Genomic DNA, 16,637 nt, shown 5'->3' with positions numbered 1-16,637 from the left:
GGCACAGGTAGGGAGACTATCAATGAAACGTGTACTTACTCTCGCAGCGGCAGCGCTTCTGTCCGCAACATTCTTTGCCGGCGCCGCCAGCGCGAAGACCTTCGTTTATTGCTCCGAAGGTTCGCCAGAAGGCTTCGATCCGGGCCTCTATACCGCCGGCACGACCTTCGACGCCTCGGCTCATCCGATCTTCAACCGCCTGCTCGAATTCAAGCCGGGCACGACGCAGCCGGAAGCCGGTCTCGCAGAGAGCTGGGAAATTTCCGCTGACGGCACCGTCTACACCTTCAAGCTGCGCAAGGGCGTCAAGTTCCAGACCACGGACTTCTTCACCCCGACCCGCGAATTGAACGCAGACGACGTCATCTTCTCGATCGGTCGCCAGATTGACGAAAAGAACGCCTGGAACAAGTACATTTCCGGCGGCACCTGGGAATATGCCGACGGCATGGGCTTCCCGAAGCTGATCAAGTCGATCGAAAAAGTCGACGACCTGACGGTCAAGGTCACGCTGAACCGTCCGGAAGCACCGTTCCTGGCCAACCTTGCCATGCCGTTCGCTTCGATCCTGTCGAAGGAATATGCCGACAGCCTCGAGAAGGACGGCAAGAAGGAGCAGTTGAACCAGAACCCGGTCGGTACCGGTCCGTTCACCTTCGTCGCCTACCAGCAGGACGCCATCATCCGCTACAAGAAGAACGCCGACTACTGGGGCACCGCTCCGAAGATCGACGATCTCGTCTTCGCGATCACCAGCGACGCTGCCGTTCGTTACCAGAAGCTGAAGGCCGGCGAATGCCACCTGATGCCGTTCCCGAATGCCGCCGACGTTGAATCGATGAAGTCCGACCCGAACCTGGAAGTTCTGGAGCAGGAAGGCCTCAACATCGCCTACCTCGCCTACAACACGACCCAGGCTCCGTTCGACAAGCCGGAAGTTCGTATCGCTCTGAACAAGGCGATCAACAAGAAGGCCATCGTCGACGCCGTCTTCCAGGGCATGGCAACGCCTGCAACCAACCCGATCCCGCCGACCATGTGGTCTTACAACAACGAGACCAAGGACGACACCTACGACCTCGACGCTGCCAAGAAGATGTTGGCAGACGCTGGCGTCAAGGATCTCTCGATGAAGATCTGGGCAATGCCGGTTTCGCGTCCATACATGCTCAACGCACGTCGCGCTGCTGAAATCATGCAGGACGACTTCGCCAAGATCGGCGTCAAGGTCGAGATCGTTTCCTACGAATGGGCTGAATACCTGTCGCGTTCGAAGGCAAAAGACCGTGACGGTGCCGCAATCCTCGGCTGGACCGGCGACAACGGCGACCCGGACAACTTCCTCGACACCCTGCTCGGCTGCGATGCAGTTGGCGGCAACAACCGCGCACAGTGGTGCAACCAGGAATTCGACGCTCTCGTGAAGAAGGCCAAGGTCACCTCCGACCAGGCTGAGCGCACCAAGCTTTATGAGCAGGCACAGGCCGTCTTCAAAAAGGACGCTCCCTGGGCAACCATCGATCACTCGCTCGCCGTCGTTCCGATGCGCAAGGGTGTGACCGGCTTTACCCAGAGCCCGCTCGGCGACTTCACTTTTGAAGCAGTCGATATCGCCGAGTAAAACTGGCCTATCACAACTTTTTGCCGCGGGACGCGTTGCGTTTCCCGCGGCATTTTCTTATGAGATGCCTAAAAATATGGCGGTGACGCCGATATGGTTCGATCCATGGCTTGACAAAAGCCCAGGTCGGTCCAGCCCCTTTCCGCAAAGGCTTAAAATGTTTGGCTTCCTTCTGCGGCGCCTCGCCGTCCTGATCCCGACTTTCATCGGGGTCTCCATCATCGCCTTCTCCTTCATCCGGCTTTTGCCGGGTGATCCGGTTGCGCTCCTTTCGGGTGAGCGCGTCATGTCTCCGGAGCGTCACGCGCAGATCAGCGCGCAGCTCGGCATGGACCGGCCGATGATCGTGCAGTATTTCGATTATCTCGGTGGCGTACTCACCGGCGACTTCGGCACCTCGATCGTCTCGAAGAAGCCGGTTCTTGATCAGTTCCTGACACTGTTCCCGGCAACGGTCGAACTGTCTTTCTGTGCCATCATCATAGCGATCGCGCTCGGCATTCCCGCCGGTGTCATTGCCGCAATCAAGCGAGGCTCGATCTTCGATCAGGGCCTGATGGGCATCGCACTGGTCGGTTATTCCATGCCGATCTTCTGGTGGGGTCTGCTGCTGATCATCCTGTTTTCGGGCACCCTGCAGTGGTTCCCGGTATCGGGTCGCATCTCGCTGATGTTCTATTTCCCGCAGGTCACCGGCTTCATGCTGATCGACAGCCTGATTTCCGGCCAGAAGGGGGCGTTTGCCTCGGCACTCAGCCACCTCGTTCTGCCGTCGATCGTGCTCGCCACCATTCCGCTCGCCGTCATCGCCCGCCAGACCCGTTCGGCCATGCTGGAAGTTCTGTCCGAAGACTATGTGCGCACCGCCCGCGCCAAAGGCCTGTCGCCATTCCGCGTCGTCGGCATCCATGCGCTGCGCAACGCCATGATCCCGGTTATCACGACGGTCGGCCTGCAGGTCGGCGTCATGTTGGCCGGCGCGATCCTGACCGAGACGATCTTCTCCTGGCCGGGCATCGGCAAATGGATCCTCGATAGCGTCTTCCGCCGTGACTACGCCGTCATCCAGGGTGGACTGCTGCTGATCGCCGCGATCATCATGACGGTCAACCTGATCGTCGACCTGCTCTATGGTCTCGTCAACCCGCGTATCCGCCACTAAGAAGGAGCAAAATCCCATGGCTGACGCCACTCTTACACCAAAGGCTGCGGAGCCCGTATCCTCGGCCCAGATGCGACGCCAGATGCTCAAGGAGTTCTGGTTCTACTTTTCCGAAAACCGCGGCGCCGTGATCGGCCTGTTCGTTTTCCTGGCTTTGGTGCTGGTCGCGATCCTCGCACCGGTGATCGCGCCCCATTCGCCGTTCGAACAGTATCGTGATGCGGTCTTGAAGCCGCCGGTATGGGCTGAAGGTGGCACCGCCACCTATATTCTCGGCACCGATCCGGTCGGTCGCGATATCCTCTCGCGCCTGATCTACGGCGCGCAGTATTCGCTGTTCGTCGGTCTGGTCGTCACCACACTGTCGCTGGTTTCCGGCATCGTCGTCGGTCTTCTGGCCGGTTATTACCGCGGCTGGCTGGACACGATCATCATGCGCCTGATGGACATGATTCTCGCCGTTCCCTCGCTGCTTCTGGCGCTGGTGCTCGTCACCATTCTCGGTCCGGGCCTGAACAGCGCCATGATCGCGATTGCCGTGACGCTGCAGCCGCATTTCGTGCGCCTCACCCGCGCCGCCGTGATGGCCGAAAAGACCCGCGACTATGTCACCGCCGCCCGTATCGCCGGCGCAAGCCCGCTGCGCCTGATGTTCCGCACCATCCTGCCGAACTGCACCGCACCGCTGATCGTCCAGGCAACCCTGTCCTTCTCCAACGCCATTCTCGATGCGGCCGCTCTCGGCTTCCTCGGCATGGGCGCTCAGCCGCCGACACCGGAATGGGGCACGATGCTGGCCGAAGCCCGCGAATTCATTCTGCGCGCCTGGTGGGTCGTCACCTTCCCGGGTCTCGCAATCCTCATCACCGTTCTTGCCATCAACCTGATGGGCGACGGCCTGCGCGATGCGCTTGATCCGAAGCTGAAGAGGTCCTGATCATGTCGCTTCTGCAAATCGACAATCTCACCGTCGAATTCGAAACCGCCAGCGGCTGGTTCCGCGCCGTGGACGGCGTCTCGATCTCGGTCGACAAGGCCGAAGTGCTCGCCATCGTCGGCGAATCCGGCTCCGGCAAGTCGGTCTCCATGCTGGCAGTCATGGGTCTTCTGCCCTGGACGGCAAAGATCACCGCCGACCGCATGCTTTTCGAAGGCAAGGATATCCAGGCACTCAGCGGCGCCGAGCGGCGCAAGTTGATCGGCAAGGATATCGCCATGATCTTCCAGGAGCCGATCGCCAGCCTCAACCCGTGTTTCACGGTCGGCTTCCAGATCGAAGAAGTCCTGCGCATCCATCTCGGCCTCGGAAAGAAGGAGCGCCAAGCGCGCGCCATCGAACTGTTCAAGCAGGTTGGCCTGCCGAACCCGGAAGAGCGCATGCATGCCTTCCCGCATCAGATGTCGGGCGGCCAGTGCCAGCGCGTGATGATCGCGATCGCAATCGCCTGCAGCCCCAAGCTTCTGATCGCCGACGAGCCGACCACCGCGCTCGACGTGACGATCCAGAAGCAGATTCTCGATCTGATCATGGATCTGCAGGCCCGCACCGGCATGGGCCTGATCATGATCACCCATGACATGGGCGTGGTTGCAGAAACCGCCGACCGCGTCGTCGTGCAATACAAGGGTCGCAAGATGGAGGAAGCCGACGTGCTTTCGCTGTTCGAAAACCCGAAGAGCAATTACACCAAGGCGCTTCTGGCAGCCCTGCCTGAAAACGCCACCGGTGACCGCCTGACCACGGTTTCCGCCTTCTTCGACGGCAACCCGGAACCGGCACCTTCCGCAGGAGCATCGGCATGAGCGACATAAAGACCACCGACACCATGCTCGAAGTCCGCGACATCAAGCGCGATTACGAACTGCCGGGCGGCTTCATGAAGCCGAAGAAGACGCTTCATGCGGTGAAGGGCGTTTCCTTCAGCCTGGAACGCGGCAAGACGCTGGCGATCGTCGGCGAATCTGGCTGTGGCAAGTCCACGCTGGCGCGCATGATCACCTTCATCGACGAACCGACCTCCGGTGAACTGATCATCGACGGCAAGAAGATGGACACGCGTCCGGGCCACCTGACGTCCGAAATGCGCCAGAAGGTGCAGATCATCTTCCAGAACCCCTATGGCTCGCTCAATCCGCGCCAGAAGATCGGCGACGTTCTCGGTGAGCCGCTGGCGATCAACACCGATTTGTCTGCTGCCGAGCGCCGCAACCGCGCCACCGAAATGCTGATCAAGGTCGGCCTCGGCCCGGAACATTACAATCGCTACCCGCACATGTTCTCCGGCGGTCAGCGCCAGCGTATCGCCATTGCCCGCGCGCTGATGATGAACCCGAAACTGCTGGTGCTCGACGAACCGGTTTCCGCACTCGACCTTTCGGTTCAGGCTCAGGTGCTGAACCTGCTCGCCGACCTGCAGGACGAGTTCAACCTCACCTACGTCTTCATCAGCCACGATCTCTCGGTCGTTCGCTACATCGCAGATGAGGTGATGGTGATGTATTTTGGCGAGGCGGTCGAATACGGCACGCGCGACGAGGTGTTTTCAAATCCGAAGCACGAATACACGCAGACCCTGTTCAAGGCAACGCCGAAGGCCGACGTGGAATCCATCCGCGCCCGTATAGCGGCGAAGAAGGCTGCTTCGGCGGCTTAATCCTCACTGCTCTCGACAGATATGGGACCGGAGAGAGAAATCTCTCCAGTCTTTTTTATTCAACGAACACCCTCACCGTCGCAGCCTTTCCCGCTGCATCGATCACCGTCAGCGTCGAAAACCCCGCCCCTTCCGGCTGCCATTCATTGGTGCGTCGGCGGGAGAGAGCATCCAGCGGCCTGCCGTTGGCGAGCCAGCGGAACGGCGGACGACCGCCCTGCAGTTTCAGCACCAGCGGCGAGATATCGCCGGATGACGCTCCAAGATCGACCTTCGCCCCTTCCGGCGGATAGACGATCTGCGGCGCAGTCTCGCGGGATGAAGAGCGTATAAGCCCGCTTGCGGTGACCGCAAACCGTCGCTGGCCGATCGGCAGATCGGATTGCGAAAGCCGGACGGCACCCGGCGGGGCGGCGGGATGCGGCGTGAACGGTACGCCGGAGCGCGAAAAAGCCTCGAACAGGATCGGCGCCGCCGTCTGGTAACCGGCAATGCCCGGCACCGCGCCATTATCCGGCCGCCCGACCCAGACACCGAGCACATAACGCCCGTCATAACCGACCGACCATGCGTCGCGATAACCGTAACTGGTGCCGGTCTTGTAAGCGATGCCGAGTTTCCGGCTGCCGGTCGGCGGCAGAACGTCGGAGAGAATATCCGTGACATTCCAGATCGCCTGCCGCTCCAAGAGCATCTCGCTGTCGAGCACGGCTGGTTGCTCGTCGATACCGTTGCCGACCCGCACCGGCTGCCCGCCATTGGCAAGTGCGGCGTAGGACTGCACCAGATCCTTAAGCGTGATACCGACCCCGCCAAGCCCGATCGCCAGCCCCGGCGCTTCGCTCGGCGGCAGGACCGGGCGCACATCGGCACGGCGAAACCGGATCATCAGCCGCGATGGCCCGACCGCATCGAGCAACCTGACCGCAGGCACGTTGAGCGACAATTGCAACGCCTGCCTGACTGTCACGTCGCCCTGATAGGTCATGTCGAAATTCTTCGGCCGGTAACCGAAGAAATCCGCCGGCCGGTCCTCGATCATGGTTTCCTGGGAAACTAGCCCCTGCTCGAAGGCAAGGCCGTAGATGAACGGCTTCAGCGTCGAGCCCGGCGACCTGAGTACGCGCGTCATGTCGATCCAGCCGGAACGCCCCGTATCGAAATAATCCGCAGACCCCACTTCCCCGACGATCTCGCCGGTCGTTGCATCCGCCATCACCATGGCAAGCGAAACCTTTGGGGCGAGCTTTGCGGAAGCCTCTCGCGCCACCTCCTCAAGTTGTCTCTGAATGCCACGTTTCAGCGTCGTGCGATATTCTTCGGCCTTGGGCTGCTTGCGGATAGCGGCTTCGGCAAGATGCGCGGCATAGGCCGGCAATTGCAGCCTTTGCCGCGGCACCGCATCAAGCAACGCCCGCTCCGCCTCACCCTCTCCCGTCACCTCGGCCACCGCAGGACGGGTCAGCACCCGTTCGCGCGCGGCATGCGCCTCCTGCGGATGGCGATCCGGTCGGCGCATCTCCGGAGATTGCGGCAGGGCGACGAGGAGTGCTGCTTCGGCCACCGTCAGCCGCTTCGACTCCTTACCGAAATACGCGAGGCTCGCGGCCCTCACACCCTCCAGATTGCCGCCATAGGGCGCATGGGTGAGATAGAGTTCGAGGATCGCTTTTTTGTCGAGGCGGCGCTCGATCTGGATGGCGCGAGCAAGCTGCAGGAGCTTTGCGGAAAACGACCGTGTCTCGCGCGGCTCGATCAACCGCGCCACCTGCATGGAAAGCGTCGAGGCGCCGGAAACGATCCGGCCATTGGTCAAAAGCTGGAGCGCAGCGCGGCCGATCGCCAGCGGATCGATACCGCCATGCTCGTAAAACCGCCGGTCCTCATAACCGATCAGCATGGCGAGAAAACGTGGATCGACATCCTCGACATCCGTCTTCAACCGCCAGCGCCCTTGCGGCGTGGCAAACGCCCGCAGCAACTCGCCATCGGCATCCAGCACTTCGCGCGAAGTGGTCGTGGCATTATCAAGCGGCGGCGGATAGGCGCGATCGGCCCAGTCGAGGCCGAGGGTCGTCACTCCCGCCAGTAAGAGGCAGGCACCCACACCGATCGAGGATTTCCAGCGCTTTTTCATCGTCCTTCACGCCGCTTACGGAGCCGCCAAAACCTCCATCTTGCCCATCGCCGTCCGGCCCGAAAACTGCGGGCGGTACATGTCGTCCACCTGTGCTGCCGGGTGATCATAGACGCCCGGTGTCACGGCGCGGACGACGTAAGCCAGCGTGATCTGCCGGTTATCGCCCTGCGAACGATCGAAGGCTGCGACAAAGCGGTCGTTGCGGAATTCCGTATGTGCCGCCTGCACCTCTTCGATCCAGTCGAAATTGGCAAGGTTGGCGCTGTTGACAATAGACGGATTGTCGATCTCGAAACCGGCCGGCAGAAGATCGGTGACGACGATGCGCGACGGCCAGTCATTGGTCTCGGTGACGTTCAGGACAACGACATAACGCTCGTTCTGCTTCGCCTCGCTGACATTCGCCTCTTCACCCGCCATCGTGTAATAGGTCCGCGAGATCTGGAACCCGTCGCCGCCAGCCGGCAATGGCGTGGCCGGTGCGGCAACCGTGGTGATCGCGGCAGACAGGGCATCGCCGCTGTCGTTGCGGATGGTCAGCGGATGATCGAGCAGAACATCGCCCGCCATCTGCGACATCAGCGTGCCGGAATGGGCTGCGCCATTGACGTTGAGACGAAGGCTGTCATCACCGTTCTGCAGCGCACGGGCGGCAAGCAGCATCCAGGTCTGTTCCTGAGTGCTGGTGTATTTCTTAATAGCCCATTCCTTGGCAACGACATCCGCCAGCGCCGGCACGATCGGCGGCACCGGCCTGCTTTCGGCGGCAAGCGCCAGAACCGCGGCACCGTCACGCAGCGACGAACCGTAATCGGAACGGGCAAGGCTCACCTTATGGACCTGCGCATTTTCCGACATCTGCAGCGCATCGTTGAAGATATTTCGCGACCGCTGGCCATCGCCGTAAAGCGAAAGCGCCGCCGCAATATGCGCCTTGGCAAGCGGTGTCGGAAAATCATTGAGCATCGTATCGGCGTAATAGCGGAGATCGCTGATCGCAGCCTTGCGGTTACGGGCAAGAACATAGAGCGCATAGGCGATCTGGTTGCCCTGATCGCGCACGTTTGTCGTATAGGCAAGTGTGTTCTGCAGGTTTTCCAGCGCCTGGACCAGCGGCTGCTCCGGCGCGTCATATCCCTGCTCGCGGGCCCGCGACAGGAAATCGCTGACATAGGCATCGAGCCACAGATCATTACCCGCGCCATCCGGCCCCCACAGGCCGAAACTGCCGGCAGAAGCCTGGAAGGACAGCACGCGATAGATCGCATCCTGTACACGCTTCTTCACCTCGGTATCATCGGCAAGCCCGTTCTGGACCGCCATTTCGCTGAGATAAAGCAGCGGCAAAGCCCGGCTCGTCGTCTGCTCGGCGCAGCCATAAGGATAGCGGTCGAGGCTCATCAGCAGCGCCGGGATATCGAAGGCGTTGGAACGGCTGACATTGACGCTGACCGAAGCCCCCTGCAGCACGCTGTCGGCCAGCAGATTGCCATCGACGGTAACACTTGCGCCGGGCCGAAGATCGACCAGCCGCCGTTCCGTCACCGGCATCGCTGCCGGGCGGACCGGGATGTGGAGAACCTGATCGACGGAGAGACCGGCGCCATTGGCAAGCTTGATCGACACGGTGCCGTCACCCGGCTCGATACCGACCAGCGGCAGCGTAATGCTGGTCTTGCCGCCTGCGGCTATCTCAACCGGCTTGATCGCGCTCCGGCCGACGGCCACCGCATCACTGGTTTCGACGGTCAGATCATAGATTCCGGCGGGACCATCGGTATTGGCGATGTCGAGCCTCAGATTGCTGTCGTCTCCGGGTGCGAGGAAACGCGGCAGGCTGGACGTAATGACGATCGGATCGCGGATGATGACATCCTTGACCCCGTGACCGACACCGGATTTCGACCATGCAACGGCCATCACCCGCGCCGTGCCGTTAAACTGCGGAATATCGAAGGAGACTTTCGCCTTGCCTTCACCATCCAGTTTCACCGGACCGGAGAAGAAGGCGACCAGCTTTTCCTTCGGCGGGCTGGCCTGCAGCGCCATGCTGCCGCCATCGCCGCCGGTCCGCAGACGCCCGGTCGCACCCAGCGAACCATCGATCAGCCGGCCATAGATATCGCGGATTTCCAGGCCAAGGCGACGCTGGCCAAAATACCAGTCGTCGGGCGCCGGCGGCTCGTAACGGGTGAGGTTCAAGATGCCGACATCGACGGCCGCGACCGTGACATAGGCGTCCTCGTTGGCACCCGCTCCCGCTACCTGCAGCGAGAGTTCAAGCGGCTGGCGCGGCAGCGTCTTTTCCGGAGCGTCTATGGAAATCGAAAGATCACGGGTCTCGGGATCGACCTTCAGCCAGGTAATCCCGATCGCCCGCATCGGCATGCGGCTCTCACGCGCTTCGCCGGGGCGATAAATTGTTGCGGTCACATAGGATCCTGCGCCCCAATCCGCAGTCACCGGAATTTCGACCTCACCGCCATTTTCCGCAATGCTGGTGGTTTCGACCGAGATCAACTCCTCGGAACCAGCCATCACCATCAGCTCGCCTGCATAACGCGACGAAACTTTCAGCTTAGCCGTATCACCGACCTTGTAGCTCGGCTTATCGAGCGCAACTTCCAGCGCATCCGGCGTTTCGGTCGAGGTCGCGGTAACGAACCAGCCGGCATCAAACTCAACGCTTGAGGCCGGGCCGCCGATATCGGCGGTTTCGACCTCGAGGCGATAACGGCCCCACTCGACGGGAACGGAAACACGCCCGCCATCGGTCGTCACGTCGACCGTGCCATTGGAGACTTGGCGCGTGCGGGTGATCGGTTCATAACGCCAGGAATTGCCGTCGCGATACCACTGGTAATCCCGCTCGACCTTGACGAGCTTCCACGGCAGTCCTTTCAGCGCCTGCTTGGCACCGGCTTCGTTGACCAGGATGACGTTGAAATTGCCGACTGCACCTTCCGGCAGGTCTCCGGAAAATTCCGGCTTGATGCCGATCCTCAGACCGTCAGCCTTGACCGGCAGCGACAGATTGCGCTCGATCGCCCTTCCACCCGTCTCCTGCATCCTGACGACAATCTCGGCATTGATGAGCTTGGTCGTTGACGGCAATTCGGCAACATCCGCATCGAATGTCGCTTTGCCGTCCTCGTCCGTATCATCCAGCGCATCGAGCGGAATACGGACGGTTTCCGTCTCCTCCTCGTCGGCAAGGCCGAACTGATAACCGGGGAAGGTTGCGTTTTCACGTGTCGGCTTGAGCGCGATCTCACCTTCGAGGCCGAGGCCTGCAGCCGGTGCGCCATAAAGATAACGGCCGTCGATCGAGACCGAAGCCGGCTCACCGACAACGATCTCCTTCGCCTCGCTCGTCATGTCGAATTCGATGCGATCCGGCACGAAGTCATCGACGAGAAACGTCTTCTCGCCGATTGCAGACCCTTTGGGATCGGTAAACACCTGCATCGTCCAGGTGCCGCGCATCGACGTGTCCTGTAGCGGCAGATCGAGCGTGTAGCCGCCGATATCGCCGTTCTTCACCACTCGCCGGTCTTCCACGCCATCGGGGCGCAGGAAAACGAAGGTGAGCGGCAGGTTCTCGATCGCGGTTGCATCGACATTACGGGCAAGCGCGCTCGCATGCACGGTTTCGCCGGGGCGATAGATGCCGCGTTCGGTCCAGGACAGAAGATCGATCGCGCCGGGAGCCGGACGTCCGGTCACACCGCGGTCGGACAAATCAAAGCCTGCGCGGGTCATGTCGAGGAAGACATAATCCTTGCCCTCACTCTGCGCCGCCAGCACCGCCGGCACCATCGCCGCCGTGCCGCGCATCAGTCCGGCCGTGAAGGTGGCGCGGCCATCCGCATCCGTCTTCGCCGTGCCGAGGATTTCGTTGTTCTTGGCAAGAAGCTGCAGATCGACGCCTTCGATCGGCTTGGCGGATCCGAGCGCGCGGGCAAACACATGCAGGCCGTCCGTGCCGGCATAGGTGGTGAGACCGATATCGGAAACGACGAACCATTGCGTCGCCTTGTTGTCCCATTCCTGATTGAAGGCATTGGCGACGGAAGCGGTCAACACATAGACGCCGGGCTTGCGTTCCGGCAACGCCTCGTCGACCGGGAAACTGGTCGTCACATCCTTGTTGAGGTCTTGCCCCAGATCGATCGTGCCCTGCCAGACCAGTTCACCGTTTTCCTGCTCGATCCGGTCGGCGCTATAGCCGCTCATCTGGGTGAGAAACTGCGAGTTGGTGAGCAGAGGCGCGATGTTGCGATCACCGATCCGATAGAGTTTCAGGTTGGCACGCTCGGTATTCACCGAAACGATCGGGATGCCGCGACGCGCGGTCGACGGCAGCACGAAGCTGTCGCCGGTAAACCGCACCATCGGCGAGCGGTCCTTGACGTAGAGGTCGATATCCACCTGCGCCGTCAGCGGCTCGTCGACCGAAGACGGCAGGCCGCGGCGCAGTGACAGCTTGTAGCGCTGGCCATGGGTCAGGCCCTCGACGCAGATCTGATTGTCCTTGGACTCCATCGCCTTGGGTGCCTGCCCGTCAAGCGTCACGAAGGGCGCATAATCGACCCCGGCCTTCACCAGAGACTCGGAAAACTGCACACAGGCGCGCGGATTGGCACTGTCGGCATCCACAGTGTTGCCGCTCACGCGAAAACCCTGGCGTTCGCGTAGATCGTTATAAGCGGCCTGAACCGTGCGGGCGCTGATGAGTGCAAGGCTTTGCTTGTAGGCAGTGAGCGCCTGACGATAATTCTGCTGTTTGGCGAGTGCCGCACCGAGCACTGCAAGCGCATCGGCACGGGTCTGCGTCGAGCGTGACATCAGGTAACCGTTGATCGCCGCAAGCGTGCCTTCGCTATCGGCCGAACCATTGTTCTTGGCAATGCCGGCGGCGCGCGCCAGTGCGATCCACAATTCGCCGTCATCGGGGGCAAGCGACAGGGCGCCCTTGTAATTGTAGATCGCCGTATCGACCCGGCCGCCGAGCAATTCGGCCTGCGCCACGGTTTTCAGGTTCTCGATACCGTATCCCTGCTGGTTGTCGCCGAGCGCCAGCCCATCCTTCTGCTCGCGCGCCTGTTGCAGCAATTCGTCGGAAAGAAATGTCAGCCGCGGCGGTGCACCGATATCTGGCTGGGCAGCCACCTCGACGATCTTGCCGGCAACGGCACCGGCAAAGGTGTTGAGCTGGCCGTGATCGGATTTCAGAAAGCACCACTTGGCTTTGACATTATAGGTGAAGGCACGGCACTGGTTGTCGCCGATGCAGGCGGTCTCGCATTGTTCCTGGCTGACATTCTTCACGGTTCGAAGATCGAAGCCGAGATAGTCGCCATCCACCGTCGTCTCTATCCGCCGTTCCTGCGCGGCAAGCGGAGAGCCAAGAACAAGAGATGAAAGCACAAGAGCTGAAAAGCCGAAGATCGCGCGCCTAGACATTTGCAAGTCCCCCCGTGGCAGCCGTCGGATGCGCTGTTGTCCAATGTGAGCAGCCGCTTGTCAACGGAACTGATCTCCTTCGTTACGGACGAAATCAAACCGAAAGTGACGCAGCGAGAAAACTCCTCTACACAAAGCTGTGCCAGAAATGCCGTCTTGCACACGTCATTGATAGTGGCAGGCAGACAGTCTTGTGATGTAGAAGGCAGTCGATATGGCAATTCTGAACCTTTTCAAGAACCGGCGAGCAGACGAGAAGGCGGAGCGGGCAAGTTTCGGCGCTCTTCTCGACGGCTATTCGATCGAGGTCATGCCGCGCACGGCGGCCAAGATCGACAATTTCCGCGAATTCCTGCCGGCCGGAATGCGCGTCTATATCGCCCATATCGACGGCACGCCGATCGAGGACATGGTCGCGACGGCAAAACGGCTCACCGAAGACGGCTACGCGGTGATGCCGCATGTTCCCGCCCGCCTCATCCGCGACAAGGCAACGCTGGAAGACTGGATCAGCCGTTATGTGAACGATGCTGGCGTCACTCAGGCGCTGCTGCTGGCCGGTGGCCTCAACGTCCCCAGGGGTGATCTCGAAAGTTCGCTGCAGCTTCTGGAGACCGGCCTGTTTGGTCGTTACGGCTTCAAGCGACTCCACATCGCCGGCCATCCGGAAGGCAACAAGGACATCGACAAGGATGGCACGACAAGACTTGTCGACCGGGCCTTGAAGTTCAAGCAGGCCTATTCGGAAAACAGCGATGCCGAGATGGCGATAGTCACCCAGTTTGCCTTCGATGCCGGATCGATAACCCGCTGGGTGGAGCGTATCGCCGATGCGGGCGTGACGCTGCCGATCCATCTCGGCGTTGCCGGACCGACGAAACTGCAGACGTTGATCAAGTTCGCCATTTCCTGTGGCATTGGCCCGTCACTGAGCGTCTTGCAGCGACGCGCGATGGATCTGAGCAAGCTGCTTGTTCCTTACGAGCCTGACGAGTTCCTGACCGAGATCGCCAACTACAAGGCAACCCATCCGCAAAGCCTGATCGACGAGATCCATGTCTTCCCGCTCGGCGGCATCAGGGGCAGCGCCGACTGGGTGAACGAGCGCGTGCTCAAGGGCAAGGTAGCGAGCCAATAGCTCGATAACGGACGTTAGAAAGAAAACGGCGCGATCCGAGGACCGCGCCGATTTTTTATCGTGGAAGAGACTGCGATCAGCCCGAAATATAGGGCAGGACCTCATTCGTACCGCGCCAGATCATTTCGAGCGCAACATAGAGAATGACGGCGAGACCGACATAGGCGATCCAGCGATGCCTGTTGAGCAGGCGGGCAATGAAGCTTGCGGCAATACCCATCAATGCGATCGACAGAACCAGACCGAAGATCAGTACTTCCGGGTGCTCGTGCGCCGCACCGGCCACAGCCAGCACGTTGTCGAGCGACATTGAGACGTCGGCAATGACGATCTGCCAAGCGGCCTGGGCAAAGGTCTTGCGGGGTGCACCACCGGCGACCGTACCATCGGCATTAAAATCGCTGTCGGCAAGAGCCTCATTGGCTTCGTCTTCATGCTGATGAGGCGTTCTGAGTTCGCGCCACATTTTCCAGCAGACCCACAAAAGCAGAACGCCGCCAGCGAGCAGCAGGCCGACGATCTGCAGCAACTGCGTGGTTGCCAGTGCAAAACCGATACGCAGCAGCGTAGCGGCAATGATGCCAACCAGAATGGCCTTGGCGCGCTGTTCCTTCGGCAAGCCTGCCGCAGCAAGGCCGATGACGATGGCATTGTCGCCAGCCAGAACCAGATCGATCATGATAACTTGCGCGAGGGCGGACAAGGCCTCAGGCGTGAAAAATTCCATCATAAGACAACCTATTTAGACGGGGTGCCTCATGTCCTGACGACCTTTGGGGCGTGTTCCGGGCGATGAACCCAAGGACACACATTCCATCTGACCAAAAACCATCACGACACCGGGCACCGATATTGGACAATCCAGTCCGACATCACAGTTCATGGAAGAACTGCCAGAGGGGCCCGGTCCTGGTCGACCAAGATTTAGCGCCGGCTTGAGCGAAACTCAAGTGGCCGACTCACGAAACCGTCAGATCCTCGTGATCTCCGCTACCGCAACGGCCGAATTGTCGGCTCGCACCGCAACTCGCCTCCGATGCGTTTTCACTTCGGAAGCCGCTTCTGCAGGCTGTCCAGGATGCGTTTTCCGAGCGCCTGGTAATCCTCGTCGAAGTGATGCCCGCCATCGATCGCCACTGTTTCCACGCCGGATGCCTTCATCGAAGGGCACGGGTCATCGTCTTCTTCGGTGCCGTAGACGCACTGGACGAGGCCGCTCTTGATCTTGGCGATGTCATCGACCGTCGTTCCACCCTCGCCTGCTCCGGCCATGCCGAGCCAGCCGGTAACGGAAATTTCGAAATCCACTTCCTTCGAAAGCGCCAGCAGCGAAAGCTGCTTCACCCGTTTTTTCTCGGCCTTCGGAAGAAGATTGTAGGCCGCGGGAATCACATCCGCACCGAACGAATATCCAATCAACACGACATTCGAGACACCCCATTGATCGGTATAGGTATCGATGATCCGCTTCAGATCGTCTGCTGTTTCCTGTGGCGTGCGTTTCGCCCAGAAATACCGCAGCGAGTCGACGCCGATGACGGGAACACCTTGGCTCTGCAGATATTCGCCAAGCTCGCTGTCGAGATCGCGCCAGCCCCCATCGCCGGAATAGACGATCGCCATCGTGTCCATAGCCGGCTTTGTTTCCAGAACGGAAAGCGGCAGGTCGAGAGCGCCTTCGGATTTCCCCGACGATAGCTGGTTCTGCAGCCACGTTCCGAGATAATCCTCTGCGTCATCGGAAGTTTCCTTTACTACGATATCGCTATGGGCCTGTTTCAGGGTAAGCGCATGCGTCTTGCCAGCCGGATCCGCCTCCGGCGTGAAAGCAACCGTCACTGGAGCCGGCAATGGACCGTCAGTCAGTCCGTAGACGATCCCGGTATCGGTGGGGCGTTTGTCGGCAGGTGTGCAGAGCTGCTTCTTCAAAGGCACGATTTCGCCCGGATCAACGGCGATCGCACCGCCGATCGTTGCAAACGGGCTCTGTGCGATCATCGCGAGCGCAAGCGTGCCGCCTTCTTTCACGCCGGCCAGAATAGGATGCCGGTATTCGCGGTTTGCCACCCGCCGCTGTACCTGCTGCGAGAGATCCTCGATATCGGAAACCATGTAGATGCAGTCACCGTCATCCGTCGCCAGCGATTTCATGTAGGAGGGGAAATCGATGCCGACGACGGCAGCACCACTCTCGACGAGATCCTTCGCCTGCGCTTCCTCGGCAGCACCCCAGCCTTTCGCATCAGAAATCAGGAACACCATGCCGGCCAAATCCTGTCCCTGCGGAAGATAGATATGCGGCGAGGGAATGAGCCCGGTATGATAGTCCTGATCGGCCACAGGATTTTCGGCCTGTGCCTGAGGCGCTGCCAGGGTGGGAGATTGGGCGGGAGCTGGTGTCTGGGCATACGTCAGGGGCGCAAACGCCATGCTCAGCGCCGTTGTCAGGCCAAGCG

General features: G+C 60.6%; 10 protein-coding genes. 6 read left to right on the top strand and 4 right to left on the bottom strand.

Going from position 1 to position 16,637, the window contains the following annotated elements; genetic code table 11:
- The first annotated feature begins 22 nt into the window (after positions 1 to 22).
- The 5 genes from MRBLMR1_RS25590 (at position 23) to MRBLMR1_RS25570 (ending at position 5,437) form a co-directional block, all read left to right on the top strand.
- Positions 23 to 1,621 (top strand): ABC transporter substrate-binding protein, encoded by a 1,599-nt coding sequence (locus MRBLMR1_RS25590; protein ID WP_148147733.1) that lies wholly within the window; start codon positions 23 to 25, stop codon positions 1,619 to 1,621.
- 157 nt (positions 1,622 to 1,778) lie between these two features.
- Entirely contained in the window at positions 1,779 to 2,783 is a 1,005-nt protein-coding gene (locus MRBLMR1_RS25585) for an ABC transporter permease subunit (RefSeq protein WP_148147732.1), read from the top strand.
- Between the two features lie 16 nt (positions 2,784 to 2,799).
- Positions 2,800 to 3,720 (top strand): ABC transporter permease subunit, encoded by a 921-nt coding sequence (locus MRBLMR1_RS25580; RefSeq protein ID WP_148147731.1) that lies wholly within the window; start codon positions 2,800 to 2,802, stop codon positions 3,718 to 3,720.
- A gap of 2 nt (positions 3,721 to 3,722) precedes the next feature.
- Positions 3,723 to 4,586 carry an ABC transporter ATP-binding protein gene (locus MRBLMR1_RS25575; RefSeq protein WP_148147730.1) on the top strand — a complete coding sequence of 288 codons (864 nt, stop codon included), beginning with the start codon at positions 3,723 to 3,725 and terminating at the stop codon, positions 4,584 to 4,586.
- On the top strand, positions 4,583 to 5,437 hold the full coding sequence (locus MRBLMR1_RS25570; RefSeq protein WP_148147729.1) for a dipeptide ABC transporter ATP-binding protein: 855 nt from the start codon (positions 4,583 to 4,585) through the stop codon (positions 5,435 to 5,437). The genes MRBLMR1_RS25575 and MRBLMR1_RS25570 overlap by 4 nt, the downstream gene beginning before the upstream one ends.
- 55 nt (positions 5,438 to 5,492) lie before the next feature.
- Here the strand turns inward: MRBLMR1_RS25570 and pbpC are convergent, their stop codons facing one another.
- Positions 5,493 to 7,574 (bottom strand): penicillin-binding protein 1C, encoded by a 2,082-nt coding sequence (gene pbpC / locus MRBLMR1_RS25565; protein ID WP_148147728.1) that lies wholly within the window; start codon positions 7,572 to 7,574, stop codon positions 5,493 to 5,495.
- A gap of 15 nt (positions 7,575 to 7,589) precedes the next feature.
- A complete protein-coding gene (locus tag MRBLMR1_RS25560) occupies positions 7,590 to 13,043 on the bottom strand; it encodes an alpha-2-macroglobulin family protein (protein WP_500066935.1) in 5,454 nt (1,817 codons plus the stop codon).
- A gap of 214 nt (positions 13,044 to 13,257) precedes the next feature.
- On the opposite strand from MRBLMR1_RS25560, the gene MRBLMR1_RS25555 reads away from it, so the two are divergent.
- Positions 13,258 to 14,181: a methylenetetrahydrofolate reductase gene (locus MRBLMR1_RS25555; RefSeq protein WP_500066934.1), complete on the top strand. Its 924-nt coding sequence runs from the start codon at positions 13,258 to 13,260 to the stop codon at positions 14,179 to 14,181.
- 76 nt (positions 14,182 to 14,257) lie between these two features.
- Here the strand turns inward: MRBLMR1_RS25555 and MRBLMR1_RS25550 are convergent, their stop codons facing one another.
- On the bottom strand, positions 14,258 to 14,911 hold the full coding sequence (locus MRBLMR1_RS25550; protein WP_148147725.1) for a TerC family protein: 654 nt from the start codon (positions 14,909 to 14,911) through the stop codon (positions 14,258 to 14,260).
- 314 nt (positions 14,912 to 15,225) lie between these two features.
- A complete protein-coding gene (locus MRBLMR1_RS25545; RefSeq protein WP_148147850.1) occupies positions 15,226 to 16,611 on the bottom strand; it encodes an AcvB/VirJ family lysyl-phosphatidylglycerol hydrolase in 1,386 nt (461 codons plus the stop codon).
- Positions 16,612 to 16,637: the final 26 nt, after the last annotated feature.

It is taken from the genome of Neorhizobium sp. LMR1-1-1.1 (genome assembly GCF_040675795.1).
Taxonomy (GTDB): domain Bacteria; phylum Pseudomonadota; class Alphaproteobacteria; order Rhizobiales; family Rhizobiaceae; genus Neorhizobium; species Neorhizobium cellulosilyticum.
This window is presented reverse-complemented; position numbering and strand designations above follow the sequence as displayed.